Annotated in this window: 20 protein-coding genes and 1 other annotated feature; of the genes, 11 read left to right on the top strand and 9 right to left on the bottom strand. The window is 31.4% G+C overall.

All coding sequences use genetic code 11. From position 1 onward, the window contains the following. Window positions 1-8: 8 nt before the first annotated feature. Window positions 9-584: a nucleoside recognition domain-containing protein gene (locus tag IAI10_RS11395; protein WP_315673388.1), complete on the bottom strand. Its 576-nt coding sequence runs from the start codon at window positions 582-584 to the stop codon at window positions 9-11. Window positions 585-755: 171 nt separating this feature from the next. Here IAI10_RS11395 and IAI10_RS11390 point away from each other — a divergent pair, with 171 nt between their 5' ends. From IAI10_RS11390 to IAI10_RS11365, 6 genes are all read left to right on the top strand, one after another. Beyond that, window positions 756-989, top strand: a complete 234-nt coding sequence (locus IAI10_RS11390; protein ID WP_315673387.1) for a metal-binding protein — start codon at window positions 756-758, stop codon at window positions 987-989. Between the two features lie 13 nt (window positions 990-1,002). Further along, the gene (locus IAI10_RS11385; protein ID WP_315673386.1) at window positions 1,003-1,188 is read left to right on the top strand and encodes a hypothetical protein; all 186 of its coding nucleotides are present in this window, start codon (window positions 1,003-1,005) and stop codon (window positions 1,186-1,188) included. Between the two features lie 159 nt (window positions 1,189-1,347). Continuing rightward, window positions 1,348-2,499, top strand: coding sequence for a DUF5050 domain-containing protein (locus IAI10_RS11380; RefSeq protein WP_315673385.1), 1,152 nt, complete (start codon window positions 1,348-1,350; stop codon window positions 2,497-2,499). Window positions 2,500-2,535: 36 nt separating this feature from the next. Then, window positions 2,536-2,778: a hypothetical protein gene (locus IAI10_RS11375; protein ID WP_315673384.1), complete on the top strand. Its 243-nt coding sequence runs from the start codon at window positions 2,536-2,538 to the stop codon at window positions 2,776-2,778. 75 nt (window positions 2,779-2,853) lie between these two features. Next, window positions 2,854-3,726, top strand: coding sequence for a DUF5050 domain-containing protein (locus IAI10_RS11370; RefSeq protein WP_396334370.1), 873 nt, complete (start codon window positions 2,854-2,856; stop codon window positions 3,724-3,726). Between the two features lie 9 nt (window positions 3,727-3,735). After that, entirely contained in the window at window positions 3,736-4,506 is a 771-nt protein-coding gene (locus tag IAI10_RS11365) for a DUF5050 domain-containing protein (protein WP_315673460.1), read from the top strand. Window positions 4,507-4,585: 79 nt separating this feature from the next. On the opposite strand, the gene IAI10_RS11360 is transcribed toward IAI10_RS11365, so the two are convergent. From IAI10_RS11360 to ileS, 3 genes are all read right to left on the bottom strand, one after another. Continuing rightward, window positions 4,586-5,584, bottom strand: coding sequence for a LacI family DNA-binding transcriptional regulator (locus IAI10_RS11360; protein WP_315673383.1), 999 nt, complete (start codon window positions 5,582-5,584; stop codon window positions 4,586-4,588). A gap of 227 nt (window positions 5,585-5,811) precedes the next feature. Continuing rightward, window positions 5,812-6,174, bottom strand: a complete 363-nt coding sequence (locus IAI10_RS11355) for a hypothetical protein (protein ID WP_315673382.1) — start codon at window positions 6,172-6,174, stop codon at window positions 5,812-5,814. An 82-nt stretch (window positions 6,175-6,256) separates the two neighbouring features. Further along, window positions 6,257-9,364, bottom strand: coding sequence for an isoleucine--tRNA ligase (gene ileS, locus IAI10_RS11350; protein WP_315673381.1), 3,108 nt, complete (start codon window positions 9,362-9,364; stop codon window positions 6,257-6,259). A gap of 120 nt (window positions 9,365-9,484) precedes the next feature. Beyond that, window positions 9,485-9,704: a binding site (T-box leader), on the bottom strand. Between the two features lie 119 nt (window positions 9,705-9,823). Between ileS and IAI10_RS11345 the strand changes: the two genes are divergently transcribed. Further along, complete coding sequence (locus tag IAI10_RS11345; protein WP_315673380.1) at window positions 9,824-12,352, top strand: ABC transporter substrate binding protein; 2,529 nt, start codon at window positions 9,824-9,826, stop codon at window positions 12,350-12,352. 265 nt (window positions 12,353-12,617) lie between these two features. Here the strand turns inward: IAI10_RS11345 and udk are convergent, their stop codons facing one another. Both udk and IAI10_RS11335 read right to left on the bottom strand, forming a co-directional pair. Further along, complete coding sequence (gene udk / locus IAI10_RS11340) at window positions 12,618-13,238, bottom strand: uridine kinase (protein ID WP_315673379.1); 621 nt, start codon at window positions 13,236-13,238, stop codon at window positions 12,618-12,620. Between the two features lie 111 nt (window positions 13,239-13,349). Then, window positions 13,350-14,126 carry a putative ABC transporter permease gene (locus IAI10_RS11335; RefSeq protein WP_315673378.1) on the bottom strand — a complete coding sequence of 259 codons (777 nt, stop codon included), beginning with the start codon at window positions 14,124-14,126 and terminating at the stop codon, window positions 13,350-13,352. A gap of 216 nt (window positions 14,127-14,342) precedes the next feature. Between IAI10_RS11335 and IAI10_RS11330 the strand changes: the two genes are divergently transcribed. After that, window positions 14,343-14,792 carry a MarR family transcriptional regulator gene (locus IAI10_RS11330; protein ID WP_315673377.1) on the top strand — a complete coding sequence of 150 codons (450 nt, stop codon included), beginning with the start codon at window positions 14,343-14,345 and terminating at the stop codon, window positions 14,790-14,792. Between the two features lie 61 nt (window positions 14,793-14,853). On the opposite strand, the gene IAI10_RS11325 is transcribed toward IAI10_RS11330, so the two are convergent. After that, entirely contained in the window at window positions 14,854-15,330 is a 477-nt protein-coding gene (locus IAI10_RS11325; protein WP_315673376.1) for a glutathione peroxidase, read from the bottom strand. 280 nt (window positions 15,331-15,610) lie between these two features. Here IAI10_RS11325 and IAI10_RS11320 point away from each other — a divergent pair, with 280 nt between their 5' ends. From IAI10_RS11320 to IAI10_RS11310, 3 genes are all read left to right on the top strand, one after another. Next, on the top strand, window positions 15,611-16,453 hold the full coding sequence (locus IAI10_RS11320) for a S1-like domain-containing RNA-binding protein (protein WP_315673375.1): 843 nt from the start codon (window positions 15,611-15,613) through the stop codon (window positions 16,451-16,453). A gap of 160 nt (window positions 16,454-16,613) precedes the next feature. Further along, the gene (locus IAI10_RS11315; RefSeq protein WP_315673374.1) at window positions 16,614-17,159 is read left to right on the top strand and encodes a glutathione peroxidase; all 546 of its coding nucleotides are present in this window, start codon (window positions 16,614-16,616) and stop codon (window positions 17,157-17,159) included. Between the two features lie 106 nt (window positions 17,160-17,265). After that, complete coding sequence (locus IAI10_RS11310) at window positions 17,266-18,363, top strand: AI-2E family transporter (RefSeq protein ID WP_315673373.1); 1,098 nt, start codon at window positions 17,266-17,268, stop codon at window positions 18,361-18,363. Between the two features lie 42 nt (window positions 18,364-18,405). Here IAI10_RS11310 and IAI10_RS11305 read toward each other — a convergent pair whose 3' ends face one another. After that, the gene (locus IAI10_RS11305) at window positions 18,406-20,052 is read right to left on the bottom strand and encodes an FMN-binding protein (RefSeq protein ID WP_315673372.1); all 1,647 of its coding nucleotides are present in this window, start codon (window positions 20,050-20,052) and stop codon (window positions 18,406-18,408) included. A 101-nt stretch (window positions 20,053-20,153) separates the two neighbouring features. After that, the gene (locus tag IAI10_RS11300; RefSeq protein ID WP_315673371.1) at window positions 20,154-20,729 is read right to left on the bottom strand and encodes an FMN-binding protein; all 576 of its coding nucleotides are present in this window, start codon (window positions 20,727-20,729) and stop codon (window positions 20,154-20,156) included. Window positions 20,730-20,740 lie beyond the last annotated feature (11 nt).

Here is a 20,740-nt window from a genome sequence, read left to right as displayed (position 1 = left end):
TCCCCAATTCAAAAATGCTTTTCTAGTATTTTGCAGCAGATTACACCAATAACAGCCGATATAAAGGTTGCTGCAAAGGCAGGAACTATTATTACTGCCGGCATAGCTGAGCCCGCAGCAGCCCTTAGAGATATGATAGTTGTCGGAATTATCTGCACGCAGCAGGCATTCATAACTAGAAATAAAGCCATATCATCGCTTGCCACATCTTTGTCCTTATTGATTCTCTGCATTTCTTCCATAGCCTTTATCCCAAAAGGAGTAGCTGCATTGGACAGTCCCATCATATTTGCTGTAAGATTCATAACTATGGCTCCAAGTGCCTTTTCATCACGCCCTGCACCTTTATATATTTTTTTAAGCACAGGCTTCATAAGATTAGCTAGCTTATTAGTCAGCCCGCTTCTTTCAGCAATTTTCATTACGCCGCACCACATACATAATATTCCTACCATTCCTAAGAGTATTTCTACTGGGGTATTAGCGGCTTTAACTATAGCTTGAGATAATTCCTCCCCTCTTCCTGTAAATATTCCAAATATCACACCTACAAACAATATAAAAAACCATAAGTAGTTAATCATATCTATACCTCCTAAATATATAAACTTTTGCATTATATATAATTTATATGAAAATATATCTTTCTTTAAGCTTAAATAAGAAAATTCTATTGAAAATGCAAAGCTTAAATGTTACCATTTATGTTATGAGAAAGTTTAATCTTATATGGGATTAATATTTTGGAGGATGATATGACTTTAAATGATATAATGAAGTATGTTGAAAGTGAATACAGCATAATTAACGAAACTCATTGTGAAGTATGCGGCGGAGAATTCATAACGGAAGCTCTTGAAATTTCACTTATCGATGGTGAACCTTTTGATATATGTGATTGTATTTGTGAAAACTGCGGTCATGAAAAGGAATTTATTTTTTCGGCTCCATTCATAAACAACAGCATTAATAAACATAATTTAAACTAAAGGAGATAAATTTATGGAATCAAACAACTTAGAGATGGCAAGAAAAGAAATTGATGAAGCACTAAAGCTGGTAGAAGATATGGAAGAGGTGCTAAATAGTTCAGACGAGTCAAAAGATATTATAAAAGAGAAATTTTCTTTTCTTTCTAAGAAAGTTGAAGATCTAGAGAACATATTAAAAGCTGAAGGAATTCTTTAAAAATAGGACACATCAAAGCTATGGAATAGTTTTGATATGTCCTATTTTTTAATTGCAAATCACAAATTATTTTATTTACATTATTTCAAATATATAACTTTCACGGTATAATTATCACAAGAACATTTTTAACATAAATTTATATATGGAGGATTAACTGTGAAAAAAAATATTATAATTTTTTCAGTAATTATATTTGCAGCTTTAAGTTCAACAATTTATATAGTTTATCATAACAAGAACAAAACATTAAATAAAGAGCCTTCATATAATTTTATTAAGAAAAATTCTTCTAACTCAAATTTTGAAACTACAATAGCACAAAAGCCTGTTACAGCTATAGTTTCCAATCCATCTTCTTTTGGAAATACACCTTCTAACATAATGAATGGAGGATTATTTTTAAACCTAGGAAACGAACTATATTACTCTCTTAATGATTCTGCATCTATTACAGGTAGGTTAATACATTCATTAGCCGACGGTGTAACCAATTCTTCAGTAATGAATAAAAGTTATACTTCTGATTTAAATTTAGTAGGTAATTATGTATATTACACCATCGATAAACAAGGAATTTTTAAATGTAAAGCTGATGGAAGCGAAAATTCCAAGGTTTTATCAGGAGATATTTCTAATCTAATTATCTATGAAAATTATATGTACTACATAGATTCTAATAAATCCTTAGTTAGATGTAGTATAAATAATTTAGAAGATTTTCATGTATTTGCAGATTATGCTTATAATTTTACCTTGAGTGAAGATGGTAATTTCTTATTTTATTCTTGTGATGAAAATGGAATTTACTATATAAAAAAGATTTCATTACAAAACAATTCAACTTCCATATTAGTTAATGGTGGCTCTGCTCTCACAGGCACACTTATGTGCTATAAAAACTATTTATATTTTAGCAACGCCAATTCATCAAACAGCAGTATTTATTTTGATATTTATAAAACAGATTTTTCCAGTAATCATCCAAAAGCTCAAAGCTACCTAAGTAATTTACCTTTCTATGGTAATCCTGTTAATATAAATAATGGTTGTATGTATTACTTAATGAGAACTAATGAAAATTATAGAACTCTTTATATAAAAAATTTAATCTCTGATAGCATTGAATCAATAATAATTGATGACTATAATCCTCTTGATATTAGTTCAGATACTGGAAATTTATATGTTTTTGATAAAAAAGCTTATTTTATATCTGGTTCTGCCTACGTATATATCTTTGATCTTGAAAATAAAACCTATAAAAAGCTCTACACTGATATAGATAATATCAATTATTATCTTGATTAAAAAAATAATTAATAATTTTATTCTGGAGGTTTTTCTATGAAAAAAAAGCTTATCATCATTTCAATTATTATAATAATACTATCTAGTTCAGCCATCTACTTAGTTTCACGAAATCATGGGAAAACCCTAAATCGAAATTACACTTATAATCAATCTAAGAAGAATCTACCTTCTACCGCTACTCCTTCTAAGAAAGGTGGCAGCGAAAACTCTAATGAATCCAATAGCACCGTGAATTCCTCCTCCTTTGGTAATTCTCCCTCAAACATATTGAATTGAGGTTTATTTTTAGAAGTAGGCAGTGATCTATATTATACTCCTAGACCTCTTAGCGGCACTACTGATAACTCCCCCATGGTACACTCCTTACAGGATGGAGTAACAAATTCCTCAATTATAATTAAAAATAGCAATGTATCTGATTTAAATTTCGTAGATGGCTGGATATATTTTTTGATGGAAGGCTCAGGAATATATAAATGCAAGCCAGATGGCAGTGAAAAAACTATGGTTTTATCAGGAGACTTTGCAGATTTGATATGTCATAAGAATGATGTTTATTATATAGATTCTAGTGGAGATCTGGTTAAAAATGATATAAATAATTTAGAAAATAATCAGCAAATCATAGATTCTGCACTTAACTTTATTTTAAGTGAAGATGGTTCAAAATTATTTTATTCTCAAATTCAAGAAAATAAAAATCAAATAATGGAATATGATTTAAAAACCAATAAGAAAATCCTATTAGTTGAAAATAGTAATTCCTATCTTCAAGCAGCATTCTCATATAAAAGCTACTTATATTTTTATGAAATAAATAAAAATCAATCAAATAATGTAAATCCATATCAGCATATGAATCTATCTAAAATTAATATAGCTATTGCAAATTCCAAAGTTGAACAGTATATGACCGATTTATCATCAGAAAATCCACTTAATGAAAACAATGGATATATATATTATACGAAGAAAATTTCTTTGGGAAATAAAGCTCTTGCTGTCAGAGATTTATCAAATAATGAGGAATTGTCTATTCCAATAAAGGATGATGTGATATATGACTATCAATATAGCTCTTATTCCTTATACGCATTTGATAAAACAGCTTATCTTTATTCTAACGAAAATTATTATGTATACATTTTTGATATAGAAAATAAAAGCTACAAAAAAGTTTATTTAGACGCAGATCATGCTACATATCAGCTAAATAAAAATTAGAATGATGGAATTTACAGGTGTAAACCCGATGGCAGCGATAAAAACAAAATATTAGATGGTAACATTTTTAATTTTATAATACATAACAATTATGCTTATTATATAATGGATGGTATACTTTATGCATTGGATATAGACAATTTTAATAACATTCCAAAGGAACTTTCTGTTAATGTACTTAGTTTTACTATCAGCGAAGATGAAAATCAAGTATACTTTTCATCAGAAAAATCAAGCGATACTAGAGTGGCAAATCGAACTTATATAATTTCTAAAATAGATATAAAAAATATAACTAACATATCCACTATATGCGAAACAAATGTTTCTTGTTACAGATTATACGTAAATAAAAATTATTTATATTTAATAGATGATGGAAATATAGATAGTACTGTTACTTCACTTTCTACTGTAAATGTATTTAGATTGAATATAGCTGTCTCCAATTCAAAGCCAGAAAAATTTATATCCAATTGCTTAATTTCTACATCATTAAATATATACAATGATTCCGCTTACTATATTACTTCTGCTGAAAAAAATATCAGATACCTTACAATTAGGAATTTAGACAGTGGTAAAGAAACCAATATTAACCTAGCAGGAATCTTCTCTTCTGAGGATATAGATTATTATAATCTATATGTTTGTGACAATACCGCTTATATTTATTCTCCTTCTAACTTACTTTTATATGTTGTAAATATAACAAATAAAACCTGTAAAAAAATTTATAATGATACTGAAAAAGTAACATACTCCATAAATAGCCGATAGCTATTTTTACGTTATGCCATATAAAAAAGAGCAATGGAAAAAATACTCAGTACCTTTTCTATTGCTCTTTTTTTAAATATTATTTTTTACAAGAATCTCTTTCTATAAGCTCATAAGGAAGCACATAATTTTTCTCCCCTAATTCTTTCTTGTTTATGGATTTTATAAGCATTCTCATTCCTACAGATCCCATATCATACATAGGCTGAGCTATTGTTGTGAGCTTAGGATAGTATATTGATGATGAATATATATTATCGAAACCCACTACGTCTACATCTTCTGGAACTCTTATTCCGTTCTCTCTCAAAGCATTTATAGCTCCCATAGCTATTTCATCAGTAGCACAGAAAAGTGCATCGAACTTAGTCTTTTGAAGTATTGAGTTTACACCCTCAAAGCCTTCTTGAGCTTTAAGTTCTCCAAAATACACAAGATTTTCATCAACTTCAATGCCTTTTTCCTTAAGAGCATCCTCATAGCCGAAATATTTTGCTGCTCCTGCATTTACAGCATCTTTATGAACTCCTATGTATGCCACCTTTTTATTGCCTTTCTCTAAAAGATAGTTAACTGCATCATAAGCAGCTTCCCTGTTATCTATTGATACACTTGGGAAAGTTTTATCTTTATCTGTAGTAACTACAAGCACTGTTGTTAAATTTAGTTCTTTTATAAGTTCAACGATTTCAGGTTCCAAGGAACTGCTCATATACAATACACCGTCTACCATCTTCTCTTTAAGAACTCTTAAATACTCTTTTTCCTTTTCGATGTCAAAATCTGAATTACAAAGTATTATATTGTAATCATATATATTTGCTACATCTTCCGTTCCTCTAACTATTTCTGGATAAAATTGGCTAGATATATCCGGTATTAATATGCCTATTGTTCTTGTTCTTTGTGTCTTTAAACTTCTTGCCACAATATTAGGTCTATATCCCAGCTTTTCTATGGCATCCTTAACCTTTTTTTTAGTATCCTCATTTACAACATCAACATCATTTAAAACTCTAGATACTGTAGCTATAGATACTCCTGCTTCTCTAGCCACGTCTTTAATTGAAACTGACATATTAATTCACACCCCTTATTAACTGCATTTTCTTTATTATACTTATTTTTTGAAAGCTTTACAAGTTATTATACTCAGTTTATGAAAATTTTATGTAAAGGCTCTGTTTTAAATCAGTGTAAAAATCAACACTGATTTAAAACAGAGCCTAACAAAAAATAGGTAGCGAGTTAACACAGAAGGAATATCTTCTCAACCCGCCACAAAACCTAGATTTGAAAAAGAGTTTATAAATAAGTAACTACAAATTTTATGGAGTATAAATCACACATAAGTACATCGTTTGTTCCTCGTTCCCTAAGAAGAACATAATCTATTCCTACACCAAGCACTTGACCTCTTCTATCTTCAAAGTTATTCTCACCAAGCAAAAATTGTATTCTAACCTGCTTTCCTATTTGAGTCATTAAGTACCCTTGAGTATATAAACCTATTTCTGTCTGGCTGAGATTTGTTTGCTGTCCGCTTGCCCAATATATCGGCGTAGGTGATTCAGCCGGATATCCAGTGCTTCCTGGAGAAACTGAAGCTGCTGTGGTTCCAGGAATCGCTTGTCTGTCATCACTTTCTTGGAAAAAATCTTCTTCCATATTGCCTCCATTTTATAAATTATATTTATATAGTATGCTGAAAGAATATTTTTGTGAAAAAAAAGAGGCCTAAGCCTCTTTTTTATTTAACAACTTCTACTGCCATATTTAACTTATCGCCGTTTATATTGAATTCTGAATAGTTAGCTTCAGCATTGAACAATATTTCCACAGCTAAGGTATCCTTCTTTATAGTCTGTTCAAATTTTCTTACTACTGCTTCTAAGCCTTCATTTCCAGCTACATAAAGCTTTATCTTATCAGCTACTTCAAAACCGCTCTCTTTTCTCATATTTTGTACCTTGCTTACTACTTCTCTAAGGTGTCCTTCTTCACGAAGTTCCTCTGAAATATGAGTATCAAGCACAACTCCTATCTGGTCTTCACCTGCAAAAGCAAAGCCTTCAAGTCCCTGCATAGTAACCAATACACTCTCCTTGTTAAGTTCTATGTCGGTTCCATTAACATTTATAGTAACAACTTTTCCACCTTGGATTGCCTGAGCGAGTTCCATTTGATTTCTAGCAGCTATTTCTTTTCTTATTCCAGGAATTAGCTTTCCATAAGCCTTGCCTAGAACCGGAAGATTAGGTTTTATTTCAAAATTAACATAGGTGGACAAGTCTGCTCCAAACTCTACATCCTTTATATTAAGCTCTTCTTTTATTATATCTCCATAATAAGCTGGAAGTGCGGAAGTGCTTACAAGCATATTAGAAAGCGGCTGTCTATTCTTTATATTAGCTCCGTTTCTAGCACTTCTTCCAAGCTTAACTATAGAATAAGCAAGGTCCATTTCCTTTTCAAGATTCTTATCTATTAAGTCTTCTTCGCATACAGGCCAAGCACATAAATGCACGCTTTCTGGTGCTGATGGTTTTAGGCTTAATACTAGATTCTGATATATTTCTTCTGTCATGAATGGAACAAATGGTGCTGCTACCTTAGAAAGTTTAACCAGCACATTGTAAAGTGTAACATATGCTCCAATCTTGTCATCGGTAAGCTCTTCGCTCCAATACCTTGCTCTATTTCTTCTTACATACCAGTTAGAAAGTTCATCAGTGAAATCTTCTATGGAAAGAGCTGCCTGAGTAACCCTATATTTATCCAAGTCCTCATCAACGGATTTCACTAGAGAGTTAAGCTTAGACGTTATCCATTTATCCATAACATTTTCAGATTTAAAATCAGCATACTTAACAGCATCAAATTTATCGAGTTCCGCATAAAGCACATAGAAGGAATATACATTCCAAAATGTACTCAAGAACTTTCTCTGAGTTTCAGCCACATCATCCTCTGAGAATCTTGTAGAAAGCCATGGTGCGCTGGAGGTATAAAAATGCCATCTAGTGGCATCTGATCCCTGATGCTCTATTACCTCAAAAGGATCCACTACATTTCCCTTATGCTTTGACATCTTAAGTCCATGCTTATCTAAAACATGACCAAGTACTATACAATTTTCAAAGGAATTTGTTTCAAATATTGCTGTAGATATAGCATGCAAAGTATAGAACCATCCTCTTGTCTGATCCACAGCCTCTGAAATAAACTGTGCTGGAAAATTAGCTTCAAATCTTTCCTTGTTCTCAAAGGGATAGTGATGCTGTGCAAATGGCATGGAACCTGAATCAAACCAGCAATCGATAACTTCTGAAGTTCTAACCATTTCCTTACCGCATTTTTCGCATTTAAGCTTTACACCATCTATATATGGCTTATGAAGCTCTATATCTTCAGGCACATTTATTCCTTTTTTCTTTAATTCCTCTATGCTTCCTATGCATTCTCTGTGACCGCATTCGCATTCCCAGATAGGAAGAGGAGTTCCCCAATATCTGTCTCTTGAAAGTCCCCAGTCAATGACATTCTCAAGGAACTTACCAAATCTTCCTGTTCTTATATTGTCAGGATACCAATTTATCTTGTTGTTATTTTCCACCAATTTATCTCTAAAGGCTGTAGTTTTTACAAACCAGCTGTCCCTTGGATAGTACAATAGAGGAGTATCGCATCTCCAGCAGTGTGGATAGGAGTGAGTAAACTTCTCTGATTTATAAAGCATATTATGCTCTTTCATGTACTCAAGTATCTTCGGATCAGCATTTTTAACGAACAAACCTGCCCATGGAGTTACTTCACTTACAAATTTACCTTCTCCATTCACAAGATTTATTAAAGGCAGATCATTTTTCTTTCCTACCAAGTTATCATCTTCACCGTAAGCTGGTGCTATATGAACAACTCCAGTACCATCACTTAGAGTTACAAAATCTCCATGAATTACAAAGAAAGCCTTCTTCTCAGGTGTAGTGAATTTAAATAGCTGCTCATACTCAACTCCAAGAAGCTCTTCTCCCTTGAACTCTCTAACTATTTCATATTCTTCATTAAGAACCTTTAGAAGCTCTTTTGCAAGAGTATAATACTCTTCTCCAACTTTAACTTCCACGTAGTCATAAGACTTATTTACAGCTAAAGCTACATTTGATGGAAGCGTCCAAGGTGTAGTTGTCCAAGCAAGTATATATTTATTGCTTTCACCTTTTATTTTAAATTTAACAAAAGCTGTAGCTTCTTTTACATCCTTATATCCCTGAGCTACTTCATGAGAGGAAAGTCCAGTTCCGCATCTTGGACAATATGGAACTATCTTGTGACCCTTGTATAAAAGTCCTTTATCCCACATAGTCTTTAACGCCCACCATTCCGATTCAATATAATCATTATGATAAGTTACATAAGGATCATCCATATCAACCCAGTAGGCCAGCTTCTCAGACATATCCTTCCACATACTTACATAAGTAAACACGCTTTCCTTACAAAGCTTAACGAATTTTTCAACTCCGTATTTTTCAATTTCAGGTTTTCCAGATATACCAAGCTTTTTCTCTATCTCAAGCTCCACAGGAAGTCCATGAGTATCCCAGCCTGCTTTTCTTAAAACCTTGTAACCTTTCATCACCTTATATCTAGGAACGATATCCTTCATTACTCTTGTGATTATATGACCAGCATGTGGTTTTCCATTTGCTGTAGGAGGTCCGTCATAAAAAGTAAAATATTTGCCATCTTGATTTGATTCAAAGCTCTTCTTAACTATTTCTTTTTCTTGCCAAAGCTTTAATATGTCTTTTTCCATATTAACAAAGCCCTTAGAAGAATCAACTTTTTTGTACATGTTTTTTTCTCCCTTCATCCATTAATAATTTTGATTACGCCTATAATTATTTACATATTATCACTCTAAATTTCACTGGCATAAGCATAATTGCTTACATAAATATAAAAAAACTCCATCCCGCAGGACGAAGTTATATTCGCTATACCACCTAAGGTGAAAATTTAAAGTACATACATACTCTATTCTTTAACGCAGAATTACGTAATCTCTTACTAGGCATTGCCCTTCAGATATAAACTCCACGGTGATTTTCCTAATATATTTGCTGCAGCTTTCCACCCTTCGCCACTCTCTTTGAGCCTCATATAATAGTACTTATCCGCTTCATAGTTTTTTACTAATTTTGATTATATTACAGTAAAAATCCGTTGTCAAATTAATTTATTTTTTATTAAGCTTAGATATATAATATACGATTATTAATGTATGATAATAATTTTACGGAGGAGTAATACAATGAACAGACTAAAAAGAATTCATAGAATAATAATTTGTATTATAATTATTATTTCATCGTTTCATTACTCCGTTAAAGCTCTCGGTGACTCCAGCTTGAAGCCTAATGTGCTTATACTGAATTCATATAATAGCGGATTGCTTTGGACTAATGAAGAAGTAAATGGAATATTAAGTAAGATTCAAAATTCAAGTAGGCTTCCACAAATCTACACTGAATATATGGATTGGAAAAGCTTTGGCACACAAGAAAACCTTAATCTATTATATAAAGATTTCCAATACAAATATTCTTCAAAAAAAATTGATTTAATTATATGCACCGACGATAAAGCCGTGGATTTTGCCATAGAAAATAGAGCCGCTCTTTTTTCTAACGCCTCCATAGTATTCTGCGGATTAAATAATTTGGACAAAAAAATAGACTTATCTAAAGTAAATAATATTACAGGCTCAAACGAAGTTATATTTCCTAGCGAAAATATAAAATTGGCTTTAAAATTAAATCCAGCATTAAAAAATGTATATTTTATATATGACAATAGTGCAGATGGAATAGCAATAGCCAATTCCGCTATTGCTGATATCAAAAAAAATTATAAAAATTTATCTTTATTTTCTTTAAACAATCTATCAATATCTGATATGTTGGATAAAGTAAAAACTATAGATAAGGACAGTGTTATACTTCTATGCAGCTACTCCAATGATTCAGAAGGATCTAAAATTAATTACAATTACTTTTATGATAAACTCTCAAATAATAGCCCTGTTCCTATTTTAAGCTTATACACTTATGCACTGAATCACGGAATGACAGGTGGTGTTATGGTTGATGGTTATCTCCATGGCAGAGAAGCAGGAAATTTAGCTCTTAAAATTATTAATGGACAAAATATTGATTCTCTGCCCATAAAAAGCACAAATGCCGTAAAAACTTTATTAGACTACAATCAACTTAAAAAATTAAATATTGATTTATCCTCAGTTCCTAGCAATGTAGAGATAGTAAATAAACCTTTTTCTTTTATAGAAACTTATAAGAATATAGTAATCCTTACCTTCACTATCCTAGCAATGCTAATACTATTTATCGCTTTATTGCTTGCCCATATAAGAAAGATAAACAGATTAAAAAAAGAATTGGTTGATAATAACGAAGAGCTTACATATTTATACGAGGAAGCAGCAGCAGCAGATGATGAGCTTAAGGCTAATTATGTTAATTTATCAAAAGCTCAGGAAGAGCTTGAATATTCTGCCTACCATGATGCGCTAACCGGCTTATTTAACAAATTAAAATTTTATGATCATATAAGCAGCCATATTAAGCTTTTGAATGCTTCTAGTTCAATGGAAGCTCTCTTATATATAGATATTGATAATTTTAAAATTGCAAATGATGCCCTAGGGCATTTAAGCGGTGATAAGCTCTTATTTCAAATATCTCAAAGGCTTAATTTATTTTCAGATGAAAATTCTTCATTATACAGAATCGACGGAGATGAATTTGTATTCTATTTAAAGAATGTTATTTCTAAGGATGAGGTTTCTCAGTTTGCCTCTAAAATTATAGAAAGTTTTAAACAAAGCTTCAAAGTAGAAAATAATGTTATGAGCTTTTCTTCCAGCATAGGAATAGCAATGTTTCCCTTTGACGGAGACAATATAGAAGCCTTGCTAAAATGTGCTGATATGGCTATGTATAAGGTCAAAACTAACGGAAGGAATTCCTATATGTTTTACAATAGCAGCATTAATGATGAGGTTCAAAATAAATTTAATATTCAAAAGCATTTACAAAAAGCTTTGGATAATGAAGAATTTATTATTTACTATCAGCCTCAAATAAATTTAAAAGATAATGCTATTGATGGATTTGAAGCTCTTATTCGATGGAACAGTCCAGAACTCGGCTTCGTATCACCAATTAAATTTATATCTATAGCTGAAGACTCTGGTTTTATTATTCCTTTGGGGAAATGGATTTTAAAAAAATCCTGTGAATTTATTAAAGCTCTTAATATGTCCAGAGCTTCTTCCTATAAAATTGCTGTAAATATCTCGGTTATGCAGCTGCTTCAAGACGATTTTGTGGATGTTATTAATTCAGTGCTAAAAGAGACAGGTTTAGAGCCCTCTTACTTAGAGCTTGAAATAACTGAATCTATAATAATGGAATCCATTGATCTTATAGAAGATAAATTAGAATATTTAAAATTCATGGGGATAACTATAGCTATGGATGATTTTGGTACAGGTTATTCCTCTCTAGCTTCCCTTAGAAAGCTTCCTCTTACTACATTAAAAATTGATAAGCTATTTATCGATGATATATCCTTATCATCAAATACTAATATGACGGATACAATAATAGCTCTTGGGCACAGAATGGGATTAAAAATAGTAGCTGAAGGTGTAGAAAACCAATTCCAGCTAGATTATCTTAAAGAAAACAACTGTGACATTATTCAAGGTTACCTGTTCTATAAACCTCTTCCACCTTCTGAACTTGAGCAGATTGTTTAGATTCTATAAAATTGGCTTTCGCACAATGAAGATAAAATTATTTTAATGAGAAATAGATAAAAATAAGTGAATAATTAAAAATTAAGAGTTAAAAGTAATCGTAAGAATTCATCCTTGATGAATTCTTTATAAATTAAAAGAAATCGGCTCACAAAGACGATTTCCTCAATGCTATTAATTTTTACCTCTTACTTCTTAATTAAAATTTATCCATTGCGAACCTATTATTGGAGGAAAGGCAAGGATGTTCAGTTACACTATTCTATTATTGATGCGCAAGTACCATCTTAATCTTATCAAGCAGCATCAGCACCGCAGCATCATTCATTCCGCCCTCTGGAATTATTATGTCAGCTCTTTTTTTGCTAGGTTCAACGAAAGCCTCATGCATTGGTCTTACTGTATTTAAATATTGATTTACTACAGAGTCTATGTCTCTGCCTCTCTCATGTATATCCCTGGTAAGTCTTCTTATAAATCTTAAATCCGCATCAGTATCAACAAAAACTTTTATATCCATTAAATCTATAAGATTTTTATTTTCAAATAACAATATTCCTTCAACTATTATTACCTTTTTGGGAGTTTCTACAACTATTTCTTCAAGTCGTCTATGCTCCACAAAAGAATATACAGGTCTATCAATCGTCTGCATAGATTTAAGCATTTTTAACTGACTTATCATCAGTTCGTTATCAAAGGAATCTGGATGATCATAATTCAGTTTAACCCTTTCTTCAAAGCTAAGAGAATCAAAAGATTTATAATAGTTATCTTGACATAGCAAAATAACATCATCTTCAAAGCCTTCCTTTAATCTCTTAGCAAGGGTTGTTTTTCCTGAACCTGTTCCCCCTGCTATCCCTATGACAAACGCATCCTTCATTTCATTTCCTCCTATTAGCTTACTATCATATTATATTTTAATATTCTGTTATTAAAATTACATTTTTTCATTCGACGGAAATTATAACACCATTTAAAATTTTTCTCAAGCTTATCTTAGTTTTTTAGATTTTAATCTATCTAATTTTTTTCTAATATCGATTATAGCTTCATTATATCTACGAGAGTATAATTTAGGATAAGCTTTTAAAAGAATTTTTTGTTTAAAATTAAGTCTTCCCAAAAGATTTAATTGCATCTTCTCCAAAGATTTTATCTTCTCTTGGATAACAGTTTTAACATCATTACTATTGGCCTTTTCAACCAGCATATCTACATTAAGCTTTATTTCTGATAATATATCCTGCAATTCAATAAATAACCTTTTAAACTCAATAAGATCATTTATGGTTAAAGTTATATCTATTACGAGTAAAACCAGCAAAGTCTGATATAATGGTTGTCCAAAATATTCTATCATAAATTTGATTATATTTTCTACCAAAGGATTGATGAATATTATTGAAATAACGGCTAGCAATCCCCAGCCTAAAGAAAATTGCAAACAAATATAACCCTTGTAATTCAATACATTTTTAGAGTAATCCCACCACTTTGTATCAAATAGTTTTTCAAGCAGATATCCTACTATAAGTTCGGCAATTGTAGCCATTATGGTTCCGCTAAAAAAGATATATACTACGTTATTTTCCATATAAGGAGCTATCATCATCATTATCATTCCTGTGATTCCATATATTGGACACAGAGGACCATGTAAAAATCCTCTATTTATGAATTTCTTTTCAGTTATAAGCTTAAAGATAACCTCTAATGCCCATCCAAGAAAGGCGTATATGATAAAAGAAAAAAACAAATTATAATACATAATATTACCTGCCTAATACATAATTTTAATTTATTTTAATGTTACTGCTAAAATTTTGCAACATATTTTTATGCATAGTTATAAAAAAATAAATTTTATACAATTATATATGGTGAAATATATTAACAAAATCTAATTTTTTTATTATAATCTACATATACGTTGTAATTTTATTTGAGCGTAACAACATTTGATGTCATAGAAAGGATGATAGATATGGATAATTTTGATATATTAAAATTAGATAACCAACTCTGCTTCTCAGCTTATGCTTTTTCCAGAGCCATTATTAAAGCATATCGTCCATTTTTGGATGAATTAAATATTACCTATCCTCAATATTTAGTAATGTTAGTGCTATGGGAACACGAGAAAATCACGTTAAAAGATATGGGGCACAAGCTTCATCTGGATTCTGGAACTTTAACTCCTCTTCTAAAAAAATTAGAAGCAGCTGGTCTTATCATACGTGAACGTTCCAAGGAGGACGAAAGGCTTTTATGGATAACTATCACTCCTAAAGGTATGAACCTTAGAGAAAAAGCTCTCTCAATTCCGGAGAACATAATAAAAGCTACTAATGCAAATCTACAGGAATTATATGATTTGAAGATAAGATTGGATAAAATTTTTAAAAATCTTGATTTAGATAACACTTGTCAATAAAAAAACTGTGACTTAAAATCAATATAGACATTTTAAGTCACAGTTTTTTAATAAAATTTCACTAAACCATTAGTTTCTTTATGTCTTCTTCTAATTTTGCTGGTGATGTGGTAGGGGCAAATCTATCCACTACATTTCCATTAGCATCTATAAGGAATTTAGTAAAATTCCATTTGATAGCTCCTCCCAAAAGCCCCTTTTTCTGTTCTGTGAGATACTTAAATAAAGGATGTGAATTAGGCCCTTTAACATCTACTTTTTCAAATATCTGAAATGTAACTCCATAATTTATTTCACAGAAATTCTTTATATCCTCGCTATTTCCTGGCTCTTGATTAGCAAATTGGTTGCATGGGAAACCTAATATCTCAAACTTTTCATTCCCTAGCTTTTGATACAAATTTTCTAGATCCTTATACTGAGGTGTAAATCCACACTTACTAGCAGTATTTACTATAAGCAGTACCTTCCCTTGATAATTTTTTAAACTTATATCTTCTCCTTCTATAGTGGCAGCATTAAAATCGTAAACTCCCATTTACTAACAACTCCTTTAATTAATTTTAATAAACGTTTTTCAAACATCTTCTATAAACATAGTATATCACACTTTAAATTGTATTAAATATAATTTTATAAAATTAAATAAAATTAATTAATTCGTTAAGTTTGATTTCACTGTCTGTTTATAATCTATAAAATATGTTAAAATAATATATTAAAAGACGTTGTCATAAAATCAAGTTTTAAATCAGCCTAAAAATCAACACTGATTTAAAACAGAGGCAAAATATTAAATGTAGGAGTGTTAAAATAAATTGATAAAAATTGGTGATTATAATAATTTAAAAGTAGTTAGAGAAACTGATTTTGGATACTTCCTCGATGCTGAAACAGGCAATACCTCCGATGATGTATTGATTCCCAAAAAAAGCACTTATGGTGTTGAGTTATATATAGATGACTCAGTGGAAGTGTTCTTATACAGAGACTCTAAGGATAGACCTGTGGCAACCCTAAAGAAGCCTTTAGCCAAAGTTGGAGACTTAGCATATTTAAAAGTTGTATCTAATACTAAAATAGGCAGCTTTGTAGATTTCGGACTGGAAAGAGATATACTAGTTCCATTAAAAGAAAAGCCCTATGGTCTGCTTGAAGGAAATTCTTATTTATTCTACATATATTTAGATAAAACAGGAAGGATAGCAGCTACGGCAAATATAGATAAATACTTAATGGAAAGCAGTCAATTTAATGTAGGAGATCACGTAAAAGGTACAGTATACGGATTTCAGTCTAACGGAAGTGCCATGATAGCAGTAGATAATAGATATAGAGGTGTTATTTTAAACACAGAATATTTTTCAAAACTTTATCATGGTGATATATTAGATTTAAGTATCATAAAAATATATGAAGACAAAAAATTAGGACTCACCCCAAGGAAACATGCTAAGGATGAGAGAACTGAAATGCAGGAGGTTATATTAAATTATCTGGAAGCTCATAACGGCTTTATGTCCTTTAATGATAAAAGTAATCCTGAAGATATATATGCTGCCTTTAGTGTAAGCAAAAATACTTTCAAAAATGCTCTAGGCGGACTAATGAAAAAGCATTTAATAACTCAAGATGAAAATGGCACTAAGCTTAATAAATAAGCTTAATAAAACTGCAATTCGTAATTTACAAATTTCATATTACGAATTGCAGTTTTATTTACCTATATATTGACATAATTATTGAGTAGTGATAACATTATACCACATTACATTGTATGCAATTTAATTTTTATCAATTTAAACATATTGGAGGTTTTTTATGAATATTTATGATTTCTCTTTTAAAACAGCAGATGGGGATACTATTTCTTTTGACAAGTATAAAGGAAAAGTTCTTATTTTAGTTAACACGGCTAGTAAATGTGGTTTTACTCCTCAATATGAAGATTTGGAAAAACTATATGAAAAATATAGTGAAAAAGGGGTTGAAATAATAGGTTTTCCCTGCAATCAATTTGCTGATCAAGAACCAGGAAGCAGCAGTGAAGCTAAAAATTTTTGCCAGCTAAATTATGGTGTTTCCTTCCCAATTTCAGAAAAAATTGAAGTGCGCGGAAAAAACATGAATCCAATATTCTCTTATCTTACCTCAGTTCTTCCTTTTAAAGGATTTAACACAGATAATATTAGTGCTAAAATATTTCAAAGTTTTCTTGAAGAAAAATTTCCTGAATATTTAATAGGTAATTCTATTAAATGGAACTTTACAAAGTTTATTATGGATAAAAATGGTAATCCCGCAGCTAGATTTGAACCTACAGTAGAGCCTATGGATATGGAGGATTTCATAAAATCCTTATTATAAAATATAAATACACTCTTACAAATTACTATATTATGCTATAATTATCTTATTGCAACTTATATTAATTTATAGCATAATATTCTCATTTTGTAGGGGTGTTTATTTGATGAATTTCAAAAGATTTGAGTATTTTAATCTTATACCTATAATTATTTTTACTATTCTATTCTATAAGCTTTTAGATAATGTTAGTATTTTTACTCACGGTCTTAGAGATCTTATGTCTCTTATAAGCTATTTTTTTTGGGGATTTGCTATAGCTTATATTTTAAATCCTCTAATGCTGAAAATAGAACTTACTTTTAAAACCAAAAGAGTTATGAGCATATTCATTACCTATTTGCTGTTTTTCTCCTTCATCACCTTACTTTTAATATTAATAATACCAAGTATGATTAAAAGTGTATCAGATCTTATTAATAAGCTTCCAAGTTTTGTACTTAATGCTGAACATTATGTAAATTCTAATATAATGACTAATAAGCTTTTCATCAAGTACGGCGTAAATACATATATAACCAATAATATAAACGACATAATAACTCAGGCTACATCGATACTTCAGCTTAGCATAAGTTCCATTTTCTCAAAAATGGTTAATATATCATCAAGCCTTTTCAATATTTTTACAGGCATTATTATTTCTATTTATCTACTTAAAGATAAAGAACCTATGCTATCCTACACTAAAAAAATATTTTCTTCGTTTTTGTCAAAGGAAAAATCAATGAAATTTTTTTCATTTATGTCCTCAATAAATTTGGTTTTTAAACAATATGTAATAGGCAAGTCAATAGATTCTCTGATAATCGGATTGCTTTGCTTCATAGGCCTCAGTCTTATGTCAGTAAAATATTCTTTATTGATAAGTCTAGTAATTGGCATAACAAATCTTATACCTTACTTTGGAAACATAATAGGTCTTGTACCTACTTCAATATTAACCATATTTTCTAGTACCACAGATACTATAAAACTTATTATTTTAGTAATCACTCTATCATTATTTGACGGATGGTATCTTTCTCCTAGAATAATAGGGCAAAAGGTAGGCTTAAATCCAATATTTATAATTATAGCTATAACCATAGGCGGTGCCATATATGGAGCTTTAGGAATGTTTCTTGCTATACCTCTTGCCGCTGTAATAAAAACTCTTATCCAAAACTTTATAGATGAAAAATACGAAACTAAACGTTCATAAAAATACGCATGGCCTAAGACCATGCGTATTCTATAATTATCTTTACTTAGCTTTGCTTAAGGCATCTGTTACAGCTTCCATTATTCCATTGCTAGTTCTGGTGGCACCTGATACGGCGTCCACATTAACAGATTGAGCTTTTACTATCTCTTCTGGAATAACCTGTATAGGTTCACTTGAGAACCGTGGAGTTTCATTATTATATCCAACAGTCACACCAGTAATCTTACCGCCTTTTACAGTAACCGTTACATTGAGCCCAGGTCTAAATCCAGTCCCTTCTCCGGTGTAAGTTCCATCTTTATAAGCTGTTGAATTACTGGTTGTACCACTATTACTCTGATTGCTTTCACTGCTGTTATTGTCAGCTGTACTTGACTGCTGAGCGCTTTGGCTTGAAGAGCTATCAGAATTGGAATCAGCTGTTTGGCTGTTATCACTTTGTGATGTTGAAGCAGTTGTATTTGAATCGCTATTTGTACTTGCATTACTGTTTGTTGTTGCATTGCTAGTTGAAGAAGAGCTTCCGCCTTCTGCGGAATTTAATGCATTTGATACTGCCTCCATTATTCCGTTACTGCTTCTAGTAGCTCCAGATACTGCATCAACTTGAACTGATTGTGCTGCTATTATTTCCTGAGGAATAGTGCTAGAAGCTTGGCTAAAATAATTAGGTGTTTCATTATCACTTAATATTTCTATATTGGTAATCTTGTTGCTTTTTATGGTAACCTGTACTTGAAGTCCTGGTCTAAATCCTGTGCCTTCTCCAGTGTAAGTTCCATCCTTATAGTTACCTTGTAAAGTCTTATTGGAAGCAGAACTGCTTATGCTATAGGCATTGTTTTTGTTGCTTCCTAAAACAACATTGTTGATAGCATATATGCCTGTAAATGCTCCGATAGCTATAGAAGCCGCCAACGCTGAATTTATCTTTTCACCGCTTACTGTAACTTGTGTATTCTTTCTAGGGCATACACTGGTGCATTTAAAGCAGCTTATACATTCTCCGCTAGTTACTTTCTCGCTCTTGTAAAGAGGAATGCCCATTGGGCAGTTATTTGTGCATATTCTGCATTTACCACATTTTTCTGTAGGCTTGCTTATCTTAAAGATTCTAAGCTTTGAGGTTATAGTAAACATTGCTCCCAAAGGACATAAATATCTGCAAAAAAATCTTTCTATAAAAGCTGCTCCTACAATTATCATAAGTAATAATATAAAGCCTATTGTATATTCGGTTAAAGCTGCTTTTATATCTGTAAGCTGTGCAAACGCATCCCAAGGACTAGCACCTTCAAAAATCTTTGAACTAGTGGACCACATAGCTATAACTATAAATGCCAGCAGAACATATTTAAAATATTTTAAAACCGAATCCACTTTTTCGCTTACTCTGTATTTGACTTTGAAAATCTTACTTGAAATCAAATATATAATATCATTCATAGTTCCAAAGGCACACATCCAGCCGCAGAAAAATCTTCCCAAAACTATAGTTATAGGAAATATTGCGAACACTTCTAAAAGGTTAGGAATCAACTCAGTTAAGCTAGTATTTCCATTGTATATCATTTGGTATATCTGCTTTATTCCACTAAAAGTAAGAGTAAATAGCCCAGGTAATAATATTAAAAATGCTAATTGTGAAATCATTCTAGCAATCTGCAATTTTGATATTTTCTTCATATTCTTTCCTCCATAATCCTGTGTTTTATCTATCTATATATAATTTTAATAAATGTGGTACCGAGCCACAGAGATTCCATCTTATATATTTATCATTATCTTTACTTGGCTTTGCTTAAGGCATCTGCTACAGCTTCCATTATTCCATTACTAGTTCTCGTAGCTCCTGACACCGCATCTACATTTACAGATTGAGCCTTAACTATTTCTCCAGGGACAACATTTATGGCACCATCAGCAATTCTAGGTGTTTCATTATTGTCTCCAACCTGTACGCTGTAAATTTTTCCACTTTTCACTGTAACCTTAACATTTAATCCGGGGCTATGTCCAGTACCTTCGCCTGAATAAGTTCCATCCTTATAGGCTGCTGATGTATTATTAGAAGCGCTAGTGGAACTACCCTTAGAAGCATCTGCTGTACTGCTATTACCTCCGCCACTGGACTGCTGGGAGCTCTGATTTGAGCTGCTGCCAGATTGGGAAGTTGTACTCTCATTGCTATTTCCTTGAGAGTTAGACGCTGTTTGAGTTGAATTATTATTTGAACTTGAAGAATAGCTGTTGGTTGCATAAGTGCCATTCTTTCCATCTGCTAATTTTGCGCCAATTCCATATGCGCCTATAATGGTTCCCATGGAAATAGCTATAATTACTGCTAAATGTGCCTTTTTCATATCTCTCCTCC

This window comes from Clostridium sp. 19966 (genome assembly GCF_032335695.1).
In the GTDB taxonomy this organism is placed as follows: Bacteria; Bacillota; Clostridia; order Clostridiales; family Clostridiaceae; genus JACTOJ01.
Note: the sequence above shows the minus strand (reverse complement) of the source record. Positions and strands in the feature narration are given on the sequence as shown.